Source organism: Methylobacterium sp. J-088, from assembly GCF_022829295.1.
GTDB lineage: Bacteria > Pseudomonadota > Alphaproteobacteria > Rhizobiales > Beijerinckiaceae > Methylobacterium.
In genome coordinates this window covers 1-18,080 of record NZ_JAKSYH010000260.1, presented here as the reverse complement: position 1 = coordinate 18,080, position 18,080 = coordinate 1, and the positions used below count along the sequence as shown (strand labels likewise).

Below are 18,080 nucleotides of genomic sequence, written 5' to 3'. Positions count from 1 at the left end.
CCTCAGCGCCTGCTGTTCCCGATTCCGGGAGCGAAATCCAGTGCTGCACCGCGTGAGCCCGTACGCTCCCGGGCGATCCGTAACGCCGGTTGCGTGCGAGCGGGGGCGGGTGCCTTCGCGGGGACCCCACACAAGGCCAGCAGACAAATCCCGTCGCGGACGCTAAACAATCGTCTCGACATGCAGTCCCTGCTGGGCCGTGGCGGCTCGGCGAGCTGGCGTGGCACCCGGCTTCGGCCGCATCCGCGGTCCCGTTCAGAGTCAGATGTCGCTGCGTCGCCCGATCGTCCTCCTCGTTCCCGTGATTCTCGTCGCCGTCGGGCTCGGCCTGCACGACTGGCCGATCGATAGCGATCGCGCGCAGGCCTTCGTGGGGCGCGCGTTCGAGAATTACGGTCTGACCCTGAGCGTTGCGGGTCCGGCCCATCTGACGCCGCTGCCCCTGCCCAAGCTCAGCTTCGAACGTGTGCGCATCACCAGTGACGGGGGCGGTCCGCCCCTGGTCGACGAGGGGCGCCTGGGCATCGATCTCGATCCCATCGGCCTCCTGACCGGTCGCGCGGCGGCCGGCGGCCTGCATCTCGCGGGGGGAATCCTGTCCGGGCGAGCCGCGGCGTGGAGCGGTGTCCTCGTGCGCCTCGCCGAGCGGGCCCGATCCGGCGCGACGCCCCATCCCACCCGGCTCACCGTGACCGGCGGACGCACCGGGGATGACACGGCCCGGGACATCGACCTCGACCTGTCGTGGCCGTCCTGGAGCGCGTCCGCCGAAGGTAGCGCGCGTCTGACGTGGCGGGACGTGCCGACACAGTTCACAGTCGCGCATGTCCGCCCGAACGACGTCGTTCTCGGCCGACGCAGCCCGATCACCGGCGCGGTCACGTGGCCGAACGGTAGCCTCGCGATCGACGGTACGGTGGGGCTGTCCGTGTCGGGGTCCGGATGGCCCAGTCTGGCCGGGCAAATGCGCGGCGAGACCCGATCCCTGCCGGAAAGCCTGGCCTGGGTCGGCCTGAAGGTCCCCCTGTCGCCGCTCGCCGGAGTGTTCTCGCTCGCCGGCCTGTTCGAGTCGACGGACCGATCCGTATCCTGGACCCGCCTGCAGCTCGGGCTCGGTCGGAGCATGCTGGAGGGCGCGGGCGCCGTCGCGCTGGGGCCCGGCCCCGCTCCGCGCCTCTCGGTGCAGGCGACGCTCGCCGCCGAGACGCTCGACCTGGGCCCCCTGGCGGATGACGCCGCGCAGCTTCTTGGATCCGGCCCCGTGCCACTGGCCTTGGCTCCGATGACCGGGGGCGATCTCGATCTGCGCCTTTCGGCCGCCGCAGGCCAAGCCGGATCTGTCGCGGTTCAGGATCTCGCGGCCAGCGTTCTGGTGCGGGATGGCGCGCTCGAAATCGCAGTGAACCGGGCGCGGATCCAGGATGGCTTGGTCAAGGGCCGCGTGACGCTCGCGCGTGGCGCCGACCCGGCCGAGACCGAAATGCGGCTGCAGGGTAGCCTCGACCGGATCGATCTCGGCGGTCTGCTGGGCGGGATCGGCGGCGCGCGTTGGCTGATTGGCCCAGCTCAGGGTCAATTCAACCTCGAGGCCAGCGGCTGCGACACGGTGGCGTTGCTCGCGCATCTCGGAGGCCGGGCCGCCGTCACTGTCGCGAGCGGGGCGATCACCGGCCTCGATCTCGCTGATGTCGTCCACCGCAACGGCACTGTGGCCCCCGGGGCGCTCGCGCGGCGCAACGGCCGGACGGCCATCGAGCGCGCCGCCGTCACGGTCCGGTTCACGGACGGGGTCGGCGAGATCGTCGAGGCCGGGCTGCTCGGGCCGAACATCGGCGCGAACGTGCGCGGGCACGTTTCGCTGCCGGGGCGGCGGCTCGATCTCCAGGGCGATCTCGCCCTGCGCAGTCCAGCCGACCCGTCCCGCGGCCTGCTGTTCGCGGTGTCGGGGCAGTGGACTGCCCCGGCCGTCCGGACCACCGCCCATGTCGAGGGCCCGGATGCGGCCGCCCAGGCGGGGGAGGGAGCGTCGCCGGCAGCCTTCGGACCGCCTGACCTGCAGGGCCTGGCCGCCGGTGCGCAGGACCTGCCGGTGAATGCCCGCGCGTACGCACCGTGAGTTTGCTTCCGGAGCACGCTACGGCATAGCGTGACAGAGGCATCGGGTGGCCCCATGCAGCAAGCTCCATCTGAGAGGGCAGGTCCGACGGCCGTTCCGGGGTTTCCTGGTTCTCCGCCGTGTTCCGCGATCACGTCGGTGAAGGGCGCTTTCGATCGCGTCGCGATGGCGTCGCGCACGGCCAAGCTCTAGGATCGGGCCGCGAACCCCAACCATGAGTGCCATGCGTCGTCTGCTCATCGAGGAACCCGTCACCCGCGCCGGGCCGCTGGCCCAGCGCCTTGCCGTGTTCTCCATCGTGGCCACCGGGATCGCCCTGATCCTGATTCGGGACCCGCGCGCCGACACGGACGCTGCGCTCGTCGCTTTGTTGGCCGGGCTCGCGGTCGCGCTGGCCGCGATCGTCGCGGCGGTGTTCGCGTTCGTGCGGGTCTGGCGCGAGGGTGCGCGCGGCTTCGGCGCCGCCCTGGCAGGGCTGATTTTGGCGCTCGTGGTGCTGGGCTATCCCGCCTATCGCGGGCTTCGTGGCCTGCGGCTGCCGGCCCTGTCGGACGTCACCACCGATATCGACAATCCGCCCGCCTTCTCGCGCTCGCGCGCGGCATTCGCGGCTCGCAGCGGCCGGTATCCGCCAGATCCGAGCCCATCCCTGCGCGAGCGGCAGCGGGACGCCTATCCGCAGATCGCCCCGCTGACCCTCGATATCGGCGCCGACGCTGCATTCGAACTGGCCCGTCAGGCCGCGCTGAAGCGCCATTGGCAGATCGTCGAGGCGATCCGGCCGGGCGGTCGCACCGGCAACGGTCGGATCGAGGCCGTGGCGCGCGGCCTCGTGCTCAACCTGCCCGACGATGTGACCGTCCGCATCCGCCCCCGCGCTGATGGAGCGCGGATCGACGTACGCTCGGCGTCCCGGCTCGGCGGGCGCGACTTCGGCGGCAATGCCGACCGGATCCGCACCTATCTCGACGACGTCGCCAACCTCGTCCTCGCGATGAAATGATCCAGTCCGGTCCGGCGCGGCTCAAGCCGGCGTAAAGGTGCCGTCGAGCTGCGGCGCCCCGTCGGTCGCCACCAGCCCGCGCCCGACCAGATCCTCGAGATGGGCAAAGACCGACAGAGCCGCCGCTCCGCGCAGACGCGGATCGAGGTTCCGGTAAATCGCCGCGACGATCTGCGCGATGCCGGTGTCGCCGTCCGAGAGTCGCGCCCGGATCGCGGCCTCGCGCTGGCGACGATGACAGGCCAGCCCGCGGAGGAAGCGGGCCGGCTCGCGGACCGGGCCGCCATGGCCGGGCCAGTAGACTGTCTCGTCGCGTCCGCGCAGCTTCTCCAGCGACGCCATATAGGCCCGCATTGCGCCGTCCGGCGGTGCCACGATGGTCGTGGACCAGGCCATGACGTGATCGCCCGAGAACAAGGCCTGCGCCTCCGGCAACGCGAAGGCGAGGTGGTTCATGGTGTGGCCTGGGGTCTCGACAGCCGCCAGGGTCCAGCCCGGGCCCGAGACGAGGTCCCCCTCCACCATGACCCGGTCCGGGGCGTGGGCGCGGTCGGCGCTGGCGTCGAGCCGCGGGACCTCGCTTTCCGACACGGCCCGGGCCGCGCGATGCCGGCCGCATCCGACGATCGGCGCGCTGGTGCGCGCTGCGAGAAGCCGCGCGCCCGGCGAGTGATCCCGATGGGTGTGGGTGACGACGATCGCGGTGATCCGTTCGCCGGTCAGGTCCGCGAGCAGCGCGTCGATATGCGCCGGATCGTCGGGGCCGGGATCGAGGACCGCGACCTCACCCACCCCGATCACGTAGGTGCAGGTGCCGCTCGCCGTGAATGGACCGCCATTCGGAGCGATCCGTCGCCGGATCAGCTGCATGACGGTCTCCAGCCGCCCGGGGACGGGCATCGCAGGGTCGAGGGTCAGTCTGCTCTCGTCCGCAACCGCCATCGCTGCCCCGCACGTTGGTTCGGGGTTTTTTGAACGTCACCCAAGGGCGTTGCAACACCGCCGAGCCACGATCCTCAGCGATGTCTCAGTAGAGTCGCTCGGGTCACGTCCCCCGGTCGGCCGTTTAGTCCGGCGAAGTCAAGATCGTCCGGTCAGCCGAACTGGCCGGATCGACGGTTGCGCACCCGCACCGGCACGAGGACGGGTGCAGGGGCCGGAACGAGCCCGATCACCGCGGCGCGGACGGCATCGCCTGCAGCCGCTACACCGGCTCGCATCGCGGCCACCTTCACTCGAACGGCGTTCTTCGCAGCTTGCAGCATCACGGATCCCGAATCGAACCGGTGGACCTACTCTTCGAACGCTACCCAGCCTGCACCGTTCCGTTGCTGATTGTCGCGCCCGGGCAAAACGCCCGTGCCGTCCACATCGGACTTTGTCGGAACGGCGGAACCAGAGCAAAACCTTGGCGTTTTTGTGTTCAGAACGACGCGGCCCGCCCGCGTTGATACTTTCGAGGGATACGAACGATGCTCGGTTGGGCCGTAACTTTTCTCGTGGTTGCCCTCGTCGCCGCGCTGCTCGGCTTCGGCGGCATCGCCGGCACGGCAATGGAAGCCGCCAAGCTGGTGTTCTTCGTGGCGATTGTCCTGTTCGCGATCTCGGCTGTGATCGGCCTGATGCGCGGGCGCTCGCCGACACTCTGACGACGTGTCGATAACCGCCAGCCCTGACCTGGGGCTGGCGCTAAAAAGCAACAAGGCCGTCGCCCCAAGTGACGGCTTTTTTAATGGACCTGCTTCTCAGCGCATGCGCGGACGGCTAGCCTCCAACCTTGGTACTATGGCTTGCCGTGCTCGCCGCTGTCGAGCTTCGCAATGAGTTCGGCAAACCGGTCGGGCACCGGCTGTTGGGTCATCGTATCGTACATCGCGCGCAACTGCGTCGCGAGGCGATTGCGGGTCTGTTCGCTGAGGCCGCCGCGGGGTTGAGCCTGGGACGCGCCTGCAGTCTGTCCCGTCGAGCGGTCCTGGCCGGGCGCATCGTGCGTCGAAGCAGTGCTTCCATGCACTTCAGGCACACGAAGACCTGCCTCCTTCCCCTCATCGGCCATCCACACGCCCCTTGTTGCCGAACTTGGCCCGGCCACATTGTGCTGCGGCTCGACATACGCCATGGCTGCGCCGGCAACGCCTGCCCGAAGGGATCGGTTCCGCGGGGGGTGGAACGGAGTGCGGGCGTCCGCGTTGGGCGGAAAGCTGCGCAGGACAGAATGCCGGCCCCGGCACGCCATCGGTCACCGACCGGGCAATCGCGGCCGGGCAACACGGCGAGGCACAGGGGATCGAATGTCGACATCGCAACTCGTGGTACAGCACCTGCCGTACCTGCGCCGCTATGCGCGCGCGCTCACGGGGAGCCAAGTGGCCGGTGACGCGTATGTCGCCGCTACCCTGGAGACCCTCGTCAACGAACCGGACACGCTGGGCCGGAGCACCAACATCAAAGCCGACCTGTTCCGGGTCTTCACCCGGATCTGGAATTCGCTCTCGGTGAACGGTCGCGGCGAGCAGGTTCAGCACGATCTTCCCGCCGAGGTCCGCCTCGGCCAGATCACGCCACTGCCGCGCCAGGCGTTCCTGCTGTCGTGCCTGGAGGGCTTCTCCGAGGAGGACGCGGCGATCATCCTGGGCGTCGACGTCTCGGAGGTTCGCGATCTCGTTGATGAGGCTGGTCGCGAGCTTGCCGCCGACATGGCGACCGAGATCCTGATCATAGAGGACGAGCCGCTCATCGCGATGGATCTTGAGGCGCTGGTCGAGGGCCTGGGTCACAATGTCATCGGCGTCGCCCGGACGCGGACGGAGGCGGTCAAGATCGCCGGCGAGGGTGGCAAGCGCCCCGGTCTGATCCTGGCCGATATCCAGCTCGCGGACGGGTCGTCCGGACTCGATGCGGTCAACGACCTGCTGAAGACCTTCGAAGTGCCGGTGATCTTCATAACCGCTTATCCGGAGCGATTCCTCACCGGCGAGCGGCCGGAACCGGCCTTCCTGATCGCCAAGCCATTCCAGCCCGCCAATGTCTCCGCGGTGATCAGCCAGGCGCTGTTCTTCCAGCAGACGGCCCGTCGGCGGGAAGCCAAGACCGCTTAGGTCGAGGCTGCCTGGGCCCCGCGAGGGGCGCAGATCGAAGCATCAGCAGTTACATCGACCCCGGCGAGAGCCGGGGTTTTTTGTTGTCTGAATGGGGTGCCGGCTGCGCATAAAAAAACGGGCCGGAGAAAGCTCCAGCCCGTCGAAGAGGTTCCGGCCGATGCACAAGGGGAATGCGGGGGAGGACCAGGTGGCCGGGTGAAGGGAGAACGGCCATCGCGCCGCTGGGTTCCAAAAAACGCACTTTTCTGGCGATCGTGGCATCAATGGCACAGGGGATGGTTGTGGACAGCGTGGGTGCGCCGCCGCACCAACAACCGTTGTGGGTTCGAATACTCAGCATTCCAAGACACGCGATAGTTTAGGAACCTGCGATTGCGGAACGCGTTGTTGAAACATCCTGTCAAGCTCTCGCAATGAGGTCGGGGCAATGTTGCGGTCTGGTTTCATCCTGGGCGTGAGTGCTCCCGCCGCTCTCCTGACTGTGCTGCTACAGCCTGTCGTGCGCGAGACGGCCGATCGCTGGGTGCCCCTGGTGCCGGTGGCTCAACTTGCGCCGGCGCCGCTACCCGGCATGCGCCCGGTCTCGCTGGCGATCAGCCCGACGCGGGTTGCCGGTGTCCAGAAGATGGATGGGCACGGCGGCCCGACCGCCAGTGAAGCACAGGATCTCGGCATCAAGCCGATTCTGAAGCAGCCGGGCCGCCATTTCGTCCGCGAGGGTTGCGAAACCGCGCTGAGTTCCCTGGTGGGTCCCGAGGCCCGGCGCATGACCCCCGGTCGCTGCATCTCCTGACTCCGACTCTGTTACGCTGATCGAAAAGGGTTCTGCCGACGCGGCGGGGCCCTTTCGGCGTTGGCGTGCAGTGCTGGGAATTCGGAAAGACGATTACATAGAAACGGCGCCGGTCCCGAGGACGCGGCGCCGCTACGCGGAACGGTTACGGAATGGCCTCACTCGGCCCGGCCGGTACCCGTCGACTGTCCACCCTTGCGACCCGCCGTCGAGGCAAGTTCGCGATCCTGCGAGAAGGAGCGCTTCTCGGCCGGCACGCTGCGTCCGCCCTTGCTGGCGATCTCGCGCTGCCGCTCCAAGTCCATCGAGGCAAAGCCCCGCTTCGAGGTCGAATTCCCGGATGCCATCAGTTCCTCCTCAGGCTTCGCTTCACCTCGCAACAACCTTCAGCAATAACCAAGGTTCCTCTGCCCAGACCTGGTCAAGCTTCCTGCAGTCAAGCTTTACGGCAACCAGGGTGTTGTCCGCGGCGTTGGTCGCAGATCGACCTGCATCGATGCGGGAGCGGCGGTCGGCGGATGCCTTGAAGGCCGCCCGGTAGCTCAGCGCAACCTGTCCCGCCCCACGGCCACGATAAGGACCAGCGTACACATGACGAATCGCAACATGGTGAAAGAGGCCGGCAGCGATGTTCCGGCGCCGCATCCCAACACGCCGCCCCTCCCGCCGATGCCCGCGCCGGAGGATTCTGCGACGCCGACGACCCGAGAAGAGCCGGTCGATTCGCCTCATCTCAATGCCAGTCCCAAGCGCGAGGCACCGAAGCCCGGCGAGCTGGGGCTGTCGACGAAACGCTGACCGAGATCGCGTCAGGTGGCTCGCCTCCGCGTATGGCGAGTCAGCCCGACGATGAGGAGGCCGATCGCCAGGATCGTCATGACTCCCGCAACGGTCAGGATCCGCTGGATCAGCGGCGTGTAGACTCCGCGTGCGGCATCGTAGCCGTAGCACAGCAGGGTGAGGCGGTCCGCCAAGCCTCCGATGCGGCCGTTCCCGGCCTCGGTGAGGGCCAAGCGGAGGTCCCGTCCGGTGAGCGCCAGCGGCGAGAGAACCCGGGCCACCCGGCCGTCGCCGGCAAGCAGCAACGCGGCGGCAGGATGAGCGAAGCTGTCGGTCCCGGCATCGTAGATCGCCGTGTAGCCGAGGGCGGCCGTGATGCGGCTCAGCGCCGTATCCGAGACGATCAGCGCCCGCGGGCGCACGGTGGCGGCGCGATCGCCCAGTGTCTCGGCCAGCATGCGGCGTGCAGCCGCGGCATCATCTCGTGGATCGATGCCGATCAGCACCAGGGCGTAATCGTCCGGCGCGAGTCCTGTTGAAGCCAGGGCATCCACCGACATCGACACCATGGGGTCGCAGACGTTGCCGCAGGTGTAATCGACGGGCAGCAGCAGGACCGGTCGGCCCGCGATGACGCTCCCCAGCGTCACCATCTGCCCGGTGCCTGCGTCCGTGGCGGCGAGGTCGAGCGGGGCGCGGGCACCGGGGGGCGGTGCCACCGCGACCCGGGCCAAGTCGGCCTGAACCAATCGGGCGCGGGCCGGTGCGTTCGCCAACCCCAGAGCGACGACCATCACGGTGGCGTGGCCGAAAAGCCGGGCAGGGCTGGACAAGCGTAGGATGAATCGCATGGATGGGCGAGCCCGTCCGGTCCCACCGTCCTGGGCTTCAGAGCCGCCGCGGAGCCCCGGTATGACCCTCGACACAGAGGTTTCCTCCCTGAAGCAGGTGCCGCTGTTCCGCGAGGTGGAGCCGGCGCGCCTGAAGCTCCTGGCCTTCACCAGCGAGCGCGTGCATTTTGAGCCCGGGCAACGCTTCTTCGCCCGGGGCGATGTGGCGGATGCGGCCTACGTGATCCTCAAGGGGAATGCGGAGGTCAGCATCGATGGTCCGGCCGGTCCGGTCCGGTTGGCGCTGCTCGGCCAGGACGCCCTGGTGGGCGAGATGGGCATCCTCGCCGAGCAACCCCGATCGGCCACGGTCACGGCGGAAACAGCAGTGACCGCCCTGCGCATCGACCGCGGCGTGTTCCTCGAATTACTGGCACAGTTTCCACAGATCAGTATCGCCCTGATGCGCGTGCTCGCCTTGCGGCTGGAACAGACCAACCAGGCCCTCGCCGAGAGCCGCGGCTGAGCGACTCTCCGCATCATCACGGCGCCGGATAGGTGATGAACTCCAGGAGAGACCCGTCCGGATCCCGGAAATAGACACTGACGCCGGCCCCGGCCGCTCCGAACGTGTCCACGGGGCCGAGTTCCACCGGCACGCCCAGCGTTTCCAGATGCGCGATCGCGTCCGTGATCGCCCCGGACCATCGGAAGCAGAGATCGCTGTTGCCCGGCCTAACCGGTTGTGCCGCCACCATCTTCGGGTTGACGCCGGGTCCGTGGCAATTGAGCTGCACGCCGCCGAACCGATACGCGTAGCCGCCGCTCCGCTCGATGATCTCGGCGCCCACGACGTCGCGGTAGAAGGCGTTCGACCGGGCCCAGTCGCTTACGTGGATCACGCAATGGTCGAGGTGGATCGCGGGGCTGAGCGATCCGGCGGCTGCGACGGCCGCCTCAACGGGAAGTGTCTCGGTTTCAGGCATCGTTCGCTCCGCGCGGGCCTCAGCAGCGCTGGGCTGCCAATCTGAATTAGGGCGCAATCGTGGCTGCGTGAGGCGCCCGGCCCGGGCTTGCTGCGGCGGAAAAGCTACATCGTCACGGGCGGGATGACGATACGCATGTCCGGATGATCGGACACCGCATGACGCACCTGATGAACGCCGATCAACGCCCGATACCGAGGTTCGGGGCGACCCTCTCGCGGGTTATGCTCGCCCTCGTTGCGATCGCGCCGCTGGCCGCCTGCCAGACCAGGTCCATGCAGGTCGCGCAGGATGACGAGGCGGCTTGGTACGTCGGGGCCAAGCCCGACAAACCCTTCGACATTCCCCTGGTCGACACGGACCGCCTGGATCCGAAGTACCGCCGCCAACAGGTCAGCTACAACGGACCGGAGCAACCGGGGACGATCGTCGTCGACATCGACAAGCGGCAGCTCATGCTGGTGCAGGCGGATGGCACCGCGATGCAGTACGGGGTCGGCGTCGGGAAGGCCGGCTTCTCCTGGAAGGGCGAAGCCCGGGTCGGCCGCAAGGGCGTCTGGCCCAATTGGAGCCCGACCACCACCATGGTTGCGCTCAATCCCGATCTGCCGCGGACCCGCAAAGGCGGCCTCGACAATCCGCTCGGTGCCCGTGCCCTGTACCTCTACCAGGGCAACCGCGACATCCTGTTCCGGATCCACGGGACCAACGAGCCGTGGAGCATCGGGGAGCAACTCTCGTCGGGATGCGTCCGGATGCTGAACGAGGACATCGCCGACCTCTACGAACGCGTACCCGTCGGAACCCGCGTGCTCGTGAAGCGCAACGGCAAATATCGCCTCTGAGGGTGGGCGTCTCAGCCCACGGGCTGTGGACCCTCGACAGGTGCCGTCGCGGCCCGATCCGGCGTCACGGTCTGAAGCGCGGAAGGCGTCTTCGGACCGCCCAGCTCATGCCACCTCCGTTCCCGCAGCAGCGCCTCATCGCCCAGCCGCGTGGGAAGCGCCCACGCCGGCCGGGCAGGTTCTGTTCCGAACGTCGTGTCACGATGGCGCGCGAGCTACCGGGTCCGGAACTGGATCAGTTTCGGATACCCCTGCAAAGGGACCTTCACCGACCTGGCGTTATCGAGCGTCTGAACAGGCTCGGCACCTGCGGTCGGATCGAAGATCTTCGTCGCGGGCAGATCCGCTTCGCTGTCCACCGTCACGGTGACGGGCGTCACTGTCAGAGGCGTGTTCTTCTCGCTGTCCCAGATCGGCCTCTCATCCCACAGGATGAGGGTCGCCAGACCACCATCACCCTCGACGAGGAGGTGTTTGATCTCGAGTTCACCCGAAGACACCGTCAGCTTCGGCAACTCCGTGTCGCCTGCGGCGCCCCCGCGACCCTTCGCAGATACCGTTTGGATGAGATTGCGGATCGCAGTAGCCGCCGGCTTGGGGCGATAGCCGATATCGAACAGGCCGAAATGCTTCTCCATCTCGCTCGACGCCGGATCAGGGTAAGCGTCCAGGAGCTGATACAGATAGACCTTCGCGACGCCCGTATCGACGGCATCGAGAATCAGGTTGAGCAACAGCTTCGCCTGGGTCGGCTCATCGACCCCACCCCATGTGCCCTTGCCCGGGAGCGTGTAGTACCCGACCTCGGTGATGGCAGCCGCGCGCTTCGGATCCAGGCGATTGGCCTGATCCACAACGTTCTTGACATGCACGCCCGGCTGCTCGCCTTTCGGCGGGTAGATGTGCGCATTGTAGACGTCGGACTGGCCGAACAATTCCGGCCAGGATGTCAAATTGTAAACCGGCACGTTGTCGAGCGACGGGCTGGCTTTGACGCCCTTGTAGAGATCGTTCTGATATTCGATTGCCGCATTAGGCCCCGTTTGTCCGTTATAGGTGACGGGCCAGTTGTTGACCTCATTGGGGCCTTCGACGGACGTGATCGCGCGTGGGTGGATCCTGGCGAAATCGTCGAGGAGGGACAGGGTCTTCGTCAGCGGCAGGTTGGACGCGACGACGAAATCGAATTTGAAACCGGCGGTCGCAAAGGGTCCGAAATGCGATCCTCCGCCTCCGGCCAGCGATGGATCCGGGACTGCATCGCGCAGGTTGCCGACGCCGAGATATCGGAGCGCTTCAAGCACCTTGTCGATGTCCGCATAGCTGCTATCGGTATAGGGGATGTGGGTATTTACACCTACCGTGTTGATAAAGTCCTGACCGCGGACCGCCTTCGTCCCGATTCCCGACACGTTGGCCACCGGGGTTGCCCCCGACATATTCTGGGCGAGCTTGATCATGGAGGATCGCGGCTCGCGCTGGGCCAGCGCCACACTGCCTGCCGTGAGAACCGACACGCTTGCCAAGATCGAATAGAAGCGAAAACGCATGCGTATGCCTAGCAGATCCAATCACTATCTCGCGATACATAGTGCTCTAGTCGAAGGTCGTCAAACTGCTCTTTGCCTCAGTAATAATATGCGACGACGAGCCATGATCACTGCTTCCATTTCGCAATTCCATGAAGAGCGATACGGAACGTTTTGCCGCTGACGGAGACCCGCCGGGATCCCGCTCGCGGCCGCTGCCCTGGGCAACCAAACACGGCAACGTTCGATTGATGCGTTCGGACGGGTGCGGGCCGTAGATCGAACTCGCTACCGTCATGCCTGCGGGGCGCGCATACGCGATGCCGAAGCCATCGTGCGGAAAGGACGCGCTTCCGTTCGGCCGCGGCACGCCTCGCGCCGGTCCTTGGATGTGACACGGGTTGGATCATGACGTCGCCTCGAAACACGCTGCGATCCGGTGCATGGGGTAAGCTGAACAGTGATCGCCGCGTCGGCGAAGCCTCGTGCGGGCTTGGACAGAGGACTTGACCGTCCTGCCGCCATGACATGAGGCTGATACACGACGAACTCGCGCGTCACGGAATGGCAGGATATACTTGAGACAGTGACTCAACTGCAGCTATAGGGCTTTTGCAGGTGTTTCATCCAGTTACGGTATGTCTATACGTGCTCTGGAAATACGATTGTGATTTTCGCTAGCTCAGATAACGCGACCAGTCGGAATCCCGCGCTAAATTTCTTGACAAGATTTCACGATTGGGTGTTTAAAGCTATTAAACAGGCGAATCATGTATTTATTCGGACGATTCGCTTATATATTCCGCGAGTTACGACCAGTCCTGGGCATAAGCTTTGCATGGCTGCCGGGCAGCGAGAGGGCCTGCCAGAATGTACATCGCCAAACGTGTCCGTCGAAAGCTGGAAAGTATTGCGCGAAATGCGGTGCACGAATTCATGTCAACCGATCTGGCGCGAAGAAATGTGGAGAGTTACTACAATAATCTGCGTGCTGAGCGATTGGCAGCACCGGCCGCACTGAGTGAAGCCGATCAGAAAATCGTGACGTCTCTGTGCGAGGTGGGCGTATACCAGACACGATTGGAGGATTTAAACCTCTTCGGGGCTGAGCAGATGCTGTCGCAGGCGCACGAAGTCCGCGACGATATCGAGACACGTTTGGCGGCGGGTCCCACGCACGTAGATGACCCATTTTTAATCCAGGCCGACAAGTCCGAACTCGTGGATCGGGCGGAGATTTATCTGTTCGGTTTGAATGAGCGACTGCTCAGAATCGTCGAAAATTACTTAGGGTTGCCCGTCGCCTTCGGGGGATTCAATTTCTTTTACACGCTCGCCGATGGATGCGAGCGTGGCGCACGCGTCTGGCACCTGGATGGCGAGGACGAGAGTATCGTGAAAGTCGCGGTCTATCTGAACGATGTCGATGTCGATGGCGGCCCGTTCGAAATGATCCGTCATCGGCTCTACAAGGGGGCTCAGCCCTATACACGCCCAGCGCGCCACGAAAAGTTGGAACGCGTCATCGGACGCACGATCGATGCGGATGAAATCGTCACTTGCACGGGACCGAGCGGCAGCGTTATTTTCTGCGATACCGCGCGCTATTACCATCGTGGGAAACCGGCCACGGGGCAGAACCGGACGGCGATCTTCTTCAATTACTATCCCCGTCCTCCCCGGCGCCCCTACTTCTGTGGAAAGCCCGTGGTCGCGCTCGAAGATTTGGAATTCGCGCCGGATCGCTTGAGCGACTACCAGCGCCAGAGCGCGCAATGGCGCGAGAGTCTGCCGCCTATCGCGAAGTATGTCTTGCCGAAGTAGCGATGGGAATCGACACGGAGGCATACCGCCGAACTATAGCGTTTTGACAGAGCTTGACGGTCAATGTCTGCATCGGACAGCGCCCGTGGTCGTGGGCGAGGTCCCCGAGCCAACATTGAGCGTCACCGAAATGGCATGCCCACCCTTCGTCCAGACGCCGATATTTTGCGTCGTGGAAAAGGTTTGGTGCCAACCCTTCGTTCTCAATTTGCCGGCAATCGCGTCGTAGTCGGAGCCAGCTTTTATCCTCAGACCGCTGATCAGATCCGCGCATTCCGTCTGGGCATCGTCGGCCGCAGCGCATGGGCCCGACGGAAGCACAAAGGCGAGAAGCAATACAGCCGGTGGAATGATCGCTCTCAAGCCTACCTCCCGCATCGGGGTCAGTGCTGCACCAGGGACCGAAACTTCCTCGTCACCCGGCGTGACTGGAAATCGGGAAGTTTGGCCGCCCAGGGTGAGCGCCGCTTGATCGATGCGTAGGGCCGGCCCTTTCCCGGGTGAAGCAGACGATAGCCAAAATGCCATGGCTTGAAGCCACCGACGTAGTGGAGGATGCCGGCGCTCTGCCGCAGGCGCCCTTCCTCATCACGGCGCGGATGGTTGATCATCATGTTCCATTGTTCCGGCAGTTCCGTCAGGCCGGATGAGAGCACCGCATTCAATGTATCCTGATCGGCATGCTTGATGTCTCGCCGCTTCAGGACAAAATCCCGGAGGCGGTCCTCGGTATTGTCCGCTCGCCAAGCTTTTACATTGATGAGCAGCACACCGGAATTGAAATAGACATCGCGCGGTGCCAAGCCCAGCGAGGATTTGAGTTCAGCATCGGGATCGAGCCAGGGGTCTCTCACCGCGGCAATGGTCTTCAAACCGTCGCCGAAGTTCCACAGCTCGGTCAGATCCTGCTGGCAGACGATGTCGCAATCGAGATAAATGATGCGATGAATGTTGGTCGGAAGCAGGTCTGAGAAGAGCAGCCGGGAATAGGCTGCCCTGCTAAGATGATTTGCCATCCGCAATTCTTTGGGCAAATTATCCAGCTTTGATGAGACTTCATAGTTCGTGAATTCGTGTCCGGCCTTCCGGGCGGCCAGGCTGCATTTTTCGATGTCGTCCGGTGCCACGTCATCGGACAGCAGATGAAAATGGATGCGGCCCTTTCGGGTCACCGCCATGGCGGATTGCATCACCAGACCCGCATAGGCGCCATAGTTGCGATCGGCCGCGCACATGAGATGGAGCAATGGAGGCGCTGTGGCGGACATCTGATCGGGTCTCGCGTTTTAACGGAGGCGTGGGGTGTGTGGGGCAAATTCCGACGGCCAGCGTCGATCATACCGCGGCCTTCCGGCGGAGGCACGGCGGTCAGCGCCCCCGTTACGACGCCGCTAAAGTCGCGCCGTGACGGTCACGCCTTCGGCTCGTCCAGGACGACGCCGAGCAACAAGGTGCCGCTGGCCCTGATGAAATCGGCGGCTTCGGACAAGCTCTCCTGTGACGACTTGCCGAGATGCGCGACCAAGATGATGGCATCCATATTCGACAAGAGGGTCAGCGAGGTCGGCATCGACTCGAGGTCGGGTAGGTTGGTGATGATGCTGTCGAAGGCCGAGACCGCGGACGAGAAGACGAGATTGTCCGAAATGGCCCCGAACGACGATGCCGTATCGATCGATGCTTCCAACTTGATGATCGACAGATTCGACGAGACTGGAACGATGCGGCCGAGGTCGTCCTGCCCCTCCGCTTCGCGCGTCGGCATTGGCGTACCGAAGCCGGACGCGTAGGCGAGCGTCGTCAGGGGATTGGTCGCCGACATGCTGGCATCGACGATCAACGTCTTCTTACCCGACAGGGCCAGCGTGTTCGCGAGTTGCTTGGTCAGGATCGCGGACGCGTTTCCGTCGGAGACGGCGACGATCCCGATCGTGTGACGCGCGTTCTGTAAGTTGGCGGCTTCGACCGCGACCATCACCCGGTTGAGAAAGAACTTCGTTCGCGTATCGACCTTCAGTCGGGCCTTGCTGCGCAGGGGCCGTCGCCCGCCCTTCGACAGGTTCACTTTTCCGAAGCACGGGCAGTTCAAGTCATCCTCGACCTGCGCGGTGGACCGAACCGAGGTGTCCAGCGAGTCGAGGAGGGCTGCTATGCTGACACCGAACAGCGCACCGCCGAGCAGAGCGACGGCAATCACGAGCTTGGGGTTCGGGAAGACGCGGGCCAAATCCGGGCTTGCCGAAGACACGATATTCGCATCGGCCACGAGGAACGAGGTCGATTGGACGTTCTCGGTCAACTTCTCGAGCGCGGATTCGTACATCTTTCGATAGGTGGTCGTTGCGCTATCGAGCTGGGAGAGCGTGACCTCGGCATCGAGCTGCCCGGTGCTTTGCTCTTGGCCGCTGACGCCGGTCCGGAAATCCTGTGCTGCATGGGCAGCTTTGTGCAACTGCGCCTGCAACTGCTGCACGCGATGTTCCAGCCACTCCCGCGAGCGGGTCGCGTCTTCGACTTTTCGCGCGAGCTGATTCTTGATGTAGGCCTCGCACAAGGCATTCACGATTTTCGACGCTTTACTGGCGCTCTCAGATTTGAATGAGACTTGAATGATATAGGATTGCGAGACGCGTTTCACGTCGAGCCGGCTGGCGAACCGGCCAACGACCCCATACAGTTGCTTGTTGCTTTGCGATGCGGCGTCCGATCTGTTCGGCAGCGCCAGTTCGTTGTCGGTGTCGAGCTTGAGCTCCTGAACGACCGGAAGGATCGTGCTGTAGGACCGGATGATCTCGATCTGGCTTTCGACCTGCGAGTTGTTGAGCGTCAGATCGATCAGGCCGGCATCCTGTTTGAGCAATTGTTGCGGCTGCGGTGGATTGATTAGAATCTGCGCGGACGCGACGAAGTCGGGCGGGGACACTTGGACGTAGACGAAGGCCAGAATCGCGAACACGATGGCGCTGCCGGCGATGATCCGAGCCCATTTGCGGAGGAAGTCGAAGAGATCCTCCAGGCCGGTATGCCGCCGGTCGCGGCGGATACTGTCCTGCTGCTGGTTGGCTGTAAAGATCTGTGTCTTATCCAGCATGCGTATCGATCCAATTGGCGTTCGGGGCGACGGCTCGGATGAGCTAACTTGGATACGCGATCATGGAGGGCTGCGATCCGCCATCCGTCATCTGCGAGAAGTCCCGACAGTCACTTCAGGAAAGCTATGGGTGGAACAGGAGAAACTTATCCATCCAATGCTCAGATTTATATTATGAAGATTTTCAATTTTTTATATCCAATCTTATGGTGCAAAGCAACAGCAACGCTTGCGCTCGAGTCGTGCGGAGCGTTGGTCCAACGACGGCCTCGTCCACCATCCTCATCGCATGCGCGACGGAATTGTTTGAGTGGTGATATCTGCGCAGAAGCAATGCGGATGGTTCCTGTTTGAGCCTCATGCGAGGGCCGGACCCGGTCTGGCCGCTGCATGGTGCGCCAATCATGCCGCGCCATAGCATTTTGCCTTGATCGCCGGTGCGCGACAGGCGCCGCGAAGGACCACGCGACAGGTCGGTTCCTTTCCTCGATTGCGGTCCAAGCTCCCTGGTGTCGGATCAGAGCCCGGCTTGGCGGATCCGGCAAGGCGCGCCGTCAGGCGACTCAGACGCGGGCCGACCGGATAGTCCCCAATGTCGACCCCGGCGCCTTCGCAGTGCAGCATGCCGTGTCGCATCTGCGCGCCGCATCAAGACCCTGCGATCCGTTCGAACGTTTCCAGACCATCAACGCCTTCGGGCGAGGATGCGCTCCCATGGTCAATGAGGCGGCTTTATCGCCGCGGGCAGTTTGCTTAACGGCTGGCCACGAAATCCTGCCGGGCTTTGTGGGGCGTCTATTTATTACACCAGGCGTCGCGGGTGCCAACTTGTTTTCGTCTTTATTCAATAAATAACTCTGGTCTACGTAGTCCGCGGCAGTCGAAGTACTTACCATGGTTGCGAAAGGTTCACCCACAACTGCAGCGCGGAGATAGGATATACTGGCAATCTAATCGACCAATTTTTAGCAAAAGACTATAACGCCTACTTGTCAAAGCAATCTTCAGCCGCTACAACCGGGCTAATAACCAATCATTAACGTTCGCCATTGGGCTCGCCAAAGGAGCTGAGACCATGCTGACTCATGCTGATCCCGCCGCCTCCGCGGACTTCGTTGCGGCGCACCGTCGGGCGGAGCAGCCGGAGGTTGCCGAGCCGGTTGCAGCCCACCTCGTCGGTCA

18 protein-coding genes are annotated in these 18,080 nt (G+C 64.3%); 9 read left to right on the top strand and 9 right to left on the bottom strand.

Going from position 1 to position 18,080, the window contains the following annotated elements:
- The first annotated feature begins 265 nt into the window (after positions 1-265).
- Positions 266-2,116 (top strand): AsmA family protein, encoded by a 1,851-nt coding sequence (locus MKK63_RS28195; RefSeq protein WP_244007362.1) that lies wholly within the window; start codon positions 266-268, stop codon positions 2,114-2,116.
- A gap of 223 nt (positions 2,117-2,339) precedes the next feature.
- Positions 2,340-3,119: a DUF1499 domain-containing protein gene (locus tag MKK63_RS28190; RefSeq protein ID WP_244007360.1), complete on the top strand. Its 780-nt coding sequence runs from the start codon at positions 2,340-2,342 to the stop codon at positions 3,117-3,119.
- 21 nt (positions 3,120-3,140) lie between these two features.
- Here the strand turns inward: MKK63_RS28190 and MKK63_RS28185 are convergent, their stop codons facing one another.
- Both MKK63_RS28185 and MKK63_RS28180 read right to left on the bottom strand, forming a co-directional pair.
- Positions 3,141-4,061 carry an MBL fold metallo-hydrolase gene (locus tag MKK63_RS28185; RefSeq protein WP_244007358.1) on the bottom strand — a complete coding sequence of 307 codons (921 nt, stop codon included), beginning with the start codon at positions 4,059-4,061 and terminating at the stop codon, positions 3,141-3,143.
- 152 nt (positions 4,062-4,213) lie between these two features.
- The gene (locus MKK63_RS28180) at positions 4,214-4,384 is read right to left on the bottom strand and encodes a hypothetical protein (RefSeq protein WP_244007356.1); all 171 of its coding nucleotides are present in this window, start codon (positions 4,382-4,384) and stop codon (positions 4,214-4,216) included.
- A 207-nt stretch (positions 4,385-4,591) separates the two neighbouring features.
- Between MKK63_RS28180 and MKK63_RS28175 the strand changes: the two genes are divergently transcribed.
- Positions 4,592-4,768 (top strand): DUF1328 domain-containing protein, encoded by a 177-nt coding sequence (locus MKK63_RS28175; protein ID WP_003599466.1) that lies wholly within the window; start codon positions 4,592-4,594, stop codon positions 4,766-4,768.
- 134 nt (positions 4,769-4,902) lie between these two features.
- On the opposite strand, the gene MKK63_RS28170 is transcribed toward MKK63_RS28175, so the two are convergent.
- Positions 4,903-5,238 carry a NepR family anti-sigma factor gene (locus MKK63_RS28170; protein ID WP_244007353.1) on the bottom strand — a complete coding sequence of 112 codons (336 nt, stop codon included), beginning with the start codon at positions 5,236-5,238 and terminating at the stop codon, positions 4,903-4,905.
- A 172-nt stretch (positions 5,239-5,410) separates the two neighbouring features.
- On the opposite strand from MKK63_RS28170, the gene MKK63_RS28165 reads away from it, so the two are divergent.
- Positions 5,411-6,217, top strand: a complete 807-nt coding sequence (locus MKK63_RS28165) for a response regulator (protein ID WP_243919026.1) — start codon at positions 5,411-5,413, stop codon at positions 6,215-6,217.
- 430 nt (positions 6,218-6,647) lie between these two features.
- The gene (locus tag MKK63_RS28160) at positions 6,648-7,013 is read left to right on the top strand and encodes a hypothetical protein (protein WP_244007351.1); all 366 of its coding nucleotides are present in this window, start codon (positions 6,648-6,650) and stop codon (positions 7,011-7,013) included.
- A gap of 158 nt (positions 7,014-7,171) precedes the next feature.
- On the opposite strand, the gene MKK63_RS28155 is transcribed toward MKK63_RS28160, so the two are convergent.
- Entirely contained in the window at positions 7,172-7,360 is a 189-nt protein-coding gene (locus MKK63_RS28155; RefSeq protein WP_243906886.1) for a general stress protein, read from the bottom strand.
- Positions 7,361-7,604: 244 nt separating this feature from the next.
- Here MKK63_RS28155 and MKK63_RS28150 point away from each other — a divergent pair, with 244 nt between their 5' ends.
- Positions 7,605-7,811, top strand: coding sequence for a hypothetical protein (locus MKK63_RS28150; RefSeq protein ID WP_244007349.1), 207 nt, complete (start codon positions 7,605-7,607; stop codon positions 7,809-7,811).
- 11 nt (positions 7,812-7,822) lie between these two features.
- Here MKK63_RS28150 and MKK63_RS28145 read toward each other — a convergent pair whose 3' ends face one another.
- Positions 7,823-8,626: an electron transporter gene (locus tag MKK63_RS28145; protein WP_244007347.1), complete on the bottom strand. Its 804-nt coding sequence runs from the start codon at positions 8,624-8,626 to the stop codon at positions 7,823-7,825.
- 79 nt (positions 8,627-8,705) lie between these two features.
- On the opposite strand from MKK63_RS28145, the gene MKK63_RS28140 reads away from it, so the two are divergent.
- Entirely contained in the window at positions 8,706-9,149 is a 444-nt protein-coding gene (locus MKK63_RS28140; protein WP_243919033.1) for a cyclic nucleotide-binding domain-containing protein, read from the top strand.
- Between the two features lie 16 nt (positions 9,150-9,165).
- Here the strand turns inward: MKK63_RS28140 and MKK63_RS28135 are convergent, their stop codons facing one another.
- A complete protein-coding gene (locus MKK63_RS28135; protein WP_244007345.1) occupies positions 9,166-9,609 on the bottom strand; it encodes a VOC family protein in 444 nt (147 codons plus the stop codon).
- Between the two features lie 158 nt (positions 9,610-9,767).
- Here MKK63_RS28135 and MKK63_RS28130 point away from each other — a divergent pair, with 158 nt between their 5' ends.
- On the top strand, positions 9,768-10,454 hold the full coding sequence (locus tag MKK63_RS28130) for a L,D-transpeptidase (protein ID WP_244007343.1): 687 nt from the start codon (positions 9,768-9,770) through the stop codon (positions 10,452-10,454).
- A gap of 215 nt (positions 10,455-10,669) precedes the next feature.
- On the opposite strand, the gene MKK63_RS28125 is transcribed toward MKK63_RS28130, so the two are convergent.
- Positions 10,670-12,004 (bottom strand): hypothetical protein, encoded by a 1,335-nt coding sequence (locus tag MKK63_RS28125; RefSeq protein WP_244007341.1) that lies wholly within the window; start codon positions 12,002-12,004, stop codon positions 10,670-10,672.
- A gap of 849 nt (positions 12,005-12,853) precedes the next feature.
- Between MKK63_RS28125 and MKK63_RS28120 the strand changes: the two genes are divergently transcribed.
- Positions 12,854-13,807, top strand: a complete 954-nt coding sequence (locus MKK63_RS28120) for a hypothetical protein (protein WP_244007339.1) — start codon at positions 12,854-12,856, stop codon at positions 13,805-13,807.
- A 383-nt stretch (positions 13,808-14,190) separates the two neighbouring features.
- On the opposite strand, the gene MKK63_RS28115 is transcribed toward MKK63_RS28120, so the two are convergent.
- Entirely contained in the window at positions 14,191-15,075 is an 885-nt protein-coding gene (locus MKK63_RS28115; RefSeq protein WP_244007337.1) for a glycosyltransferase family 8 protein, read from the bottom strand.
- 143 nt (positions 15,076-15,218) lie between these two features.
- Complete coding sequence (locus MKK63_RS28110; protein WP_244007335.1) at positions 15,219-16,898, bottom strand: GumC family protein; 1,680 nt, start codon at positions 16,896-16,898, stop codon at positions 15,219-15,221.
- Between the last annotated feature and the right edge of the window lie 1,182 nt (positions 16,899-18,080).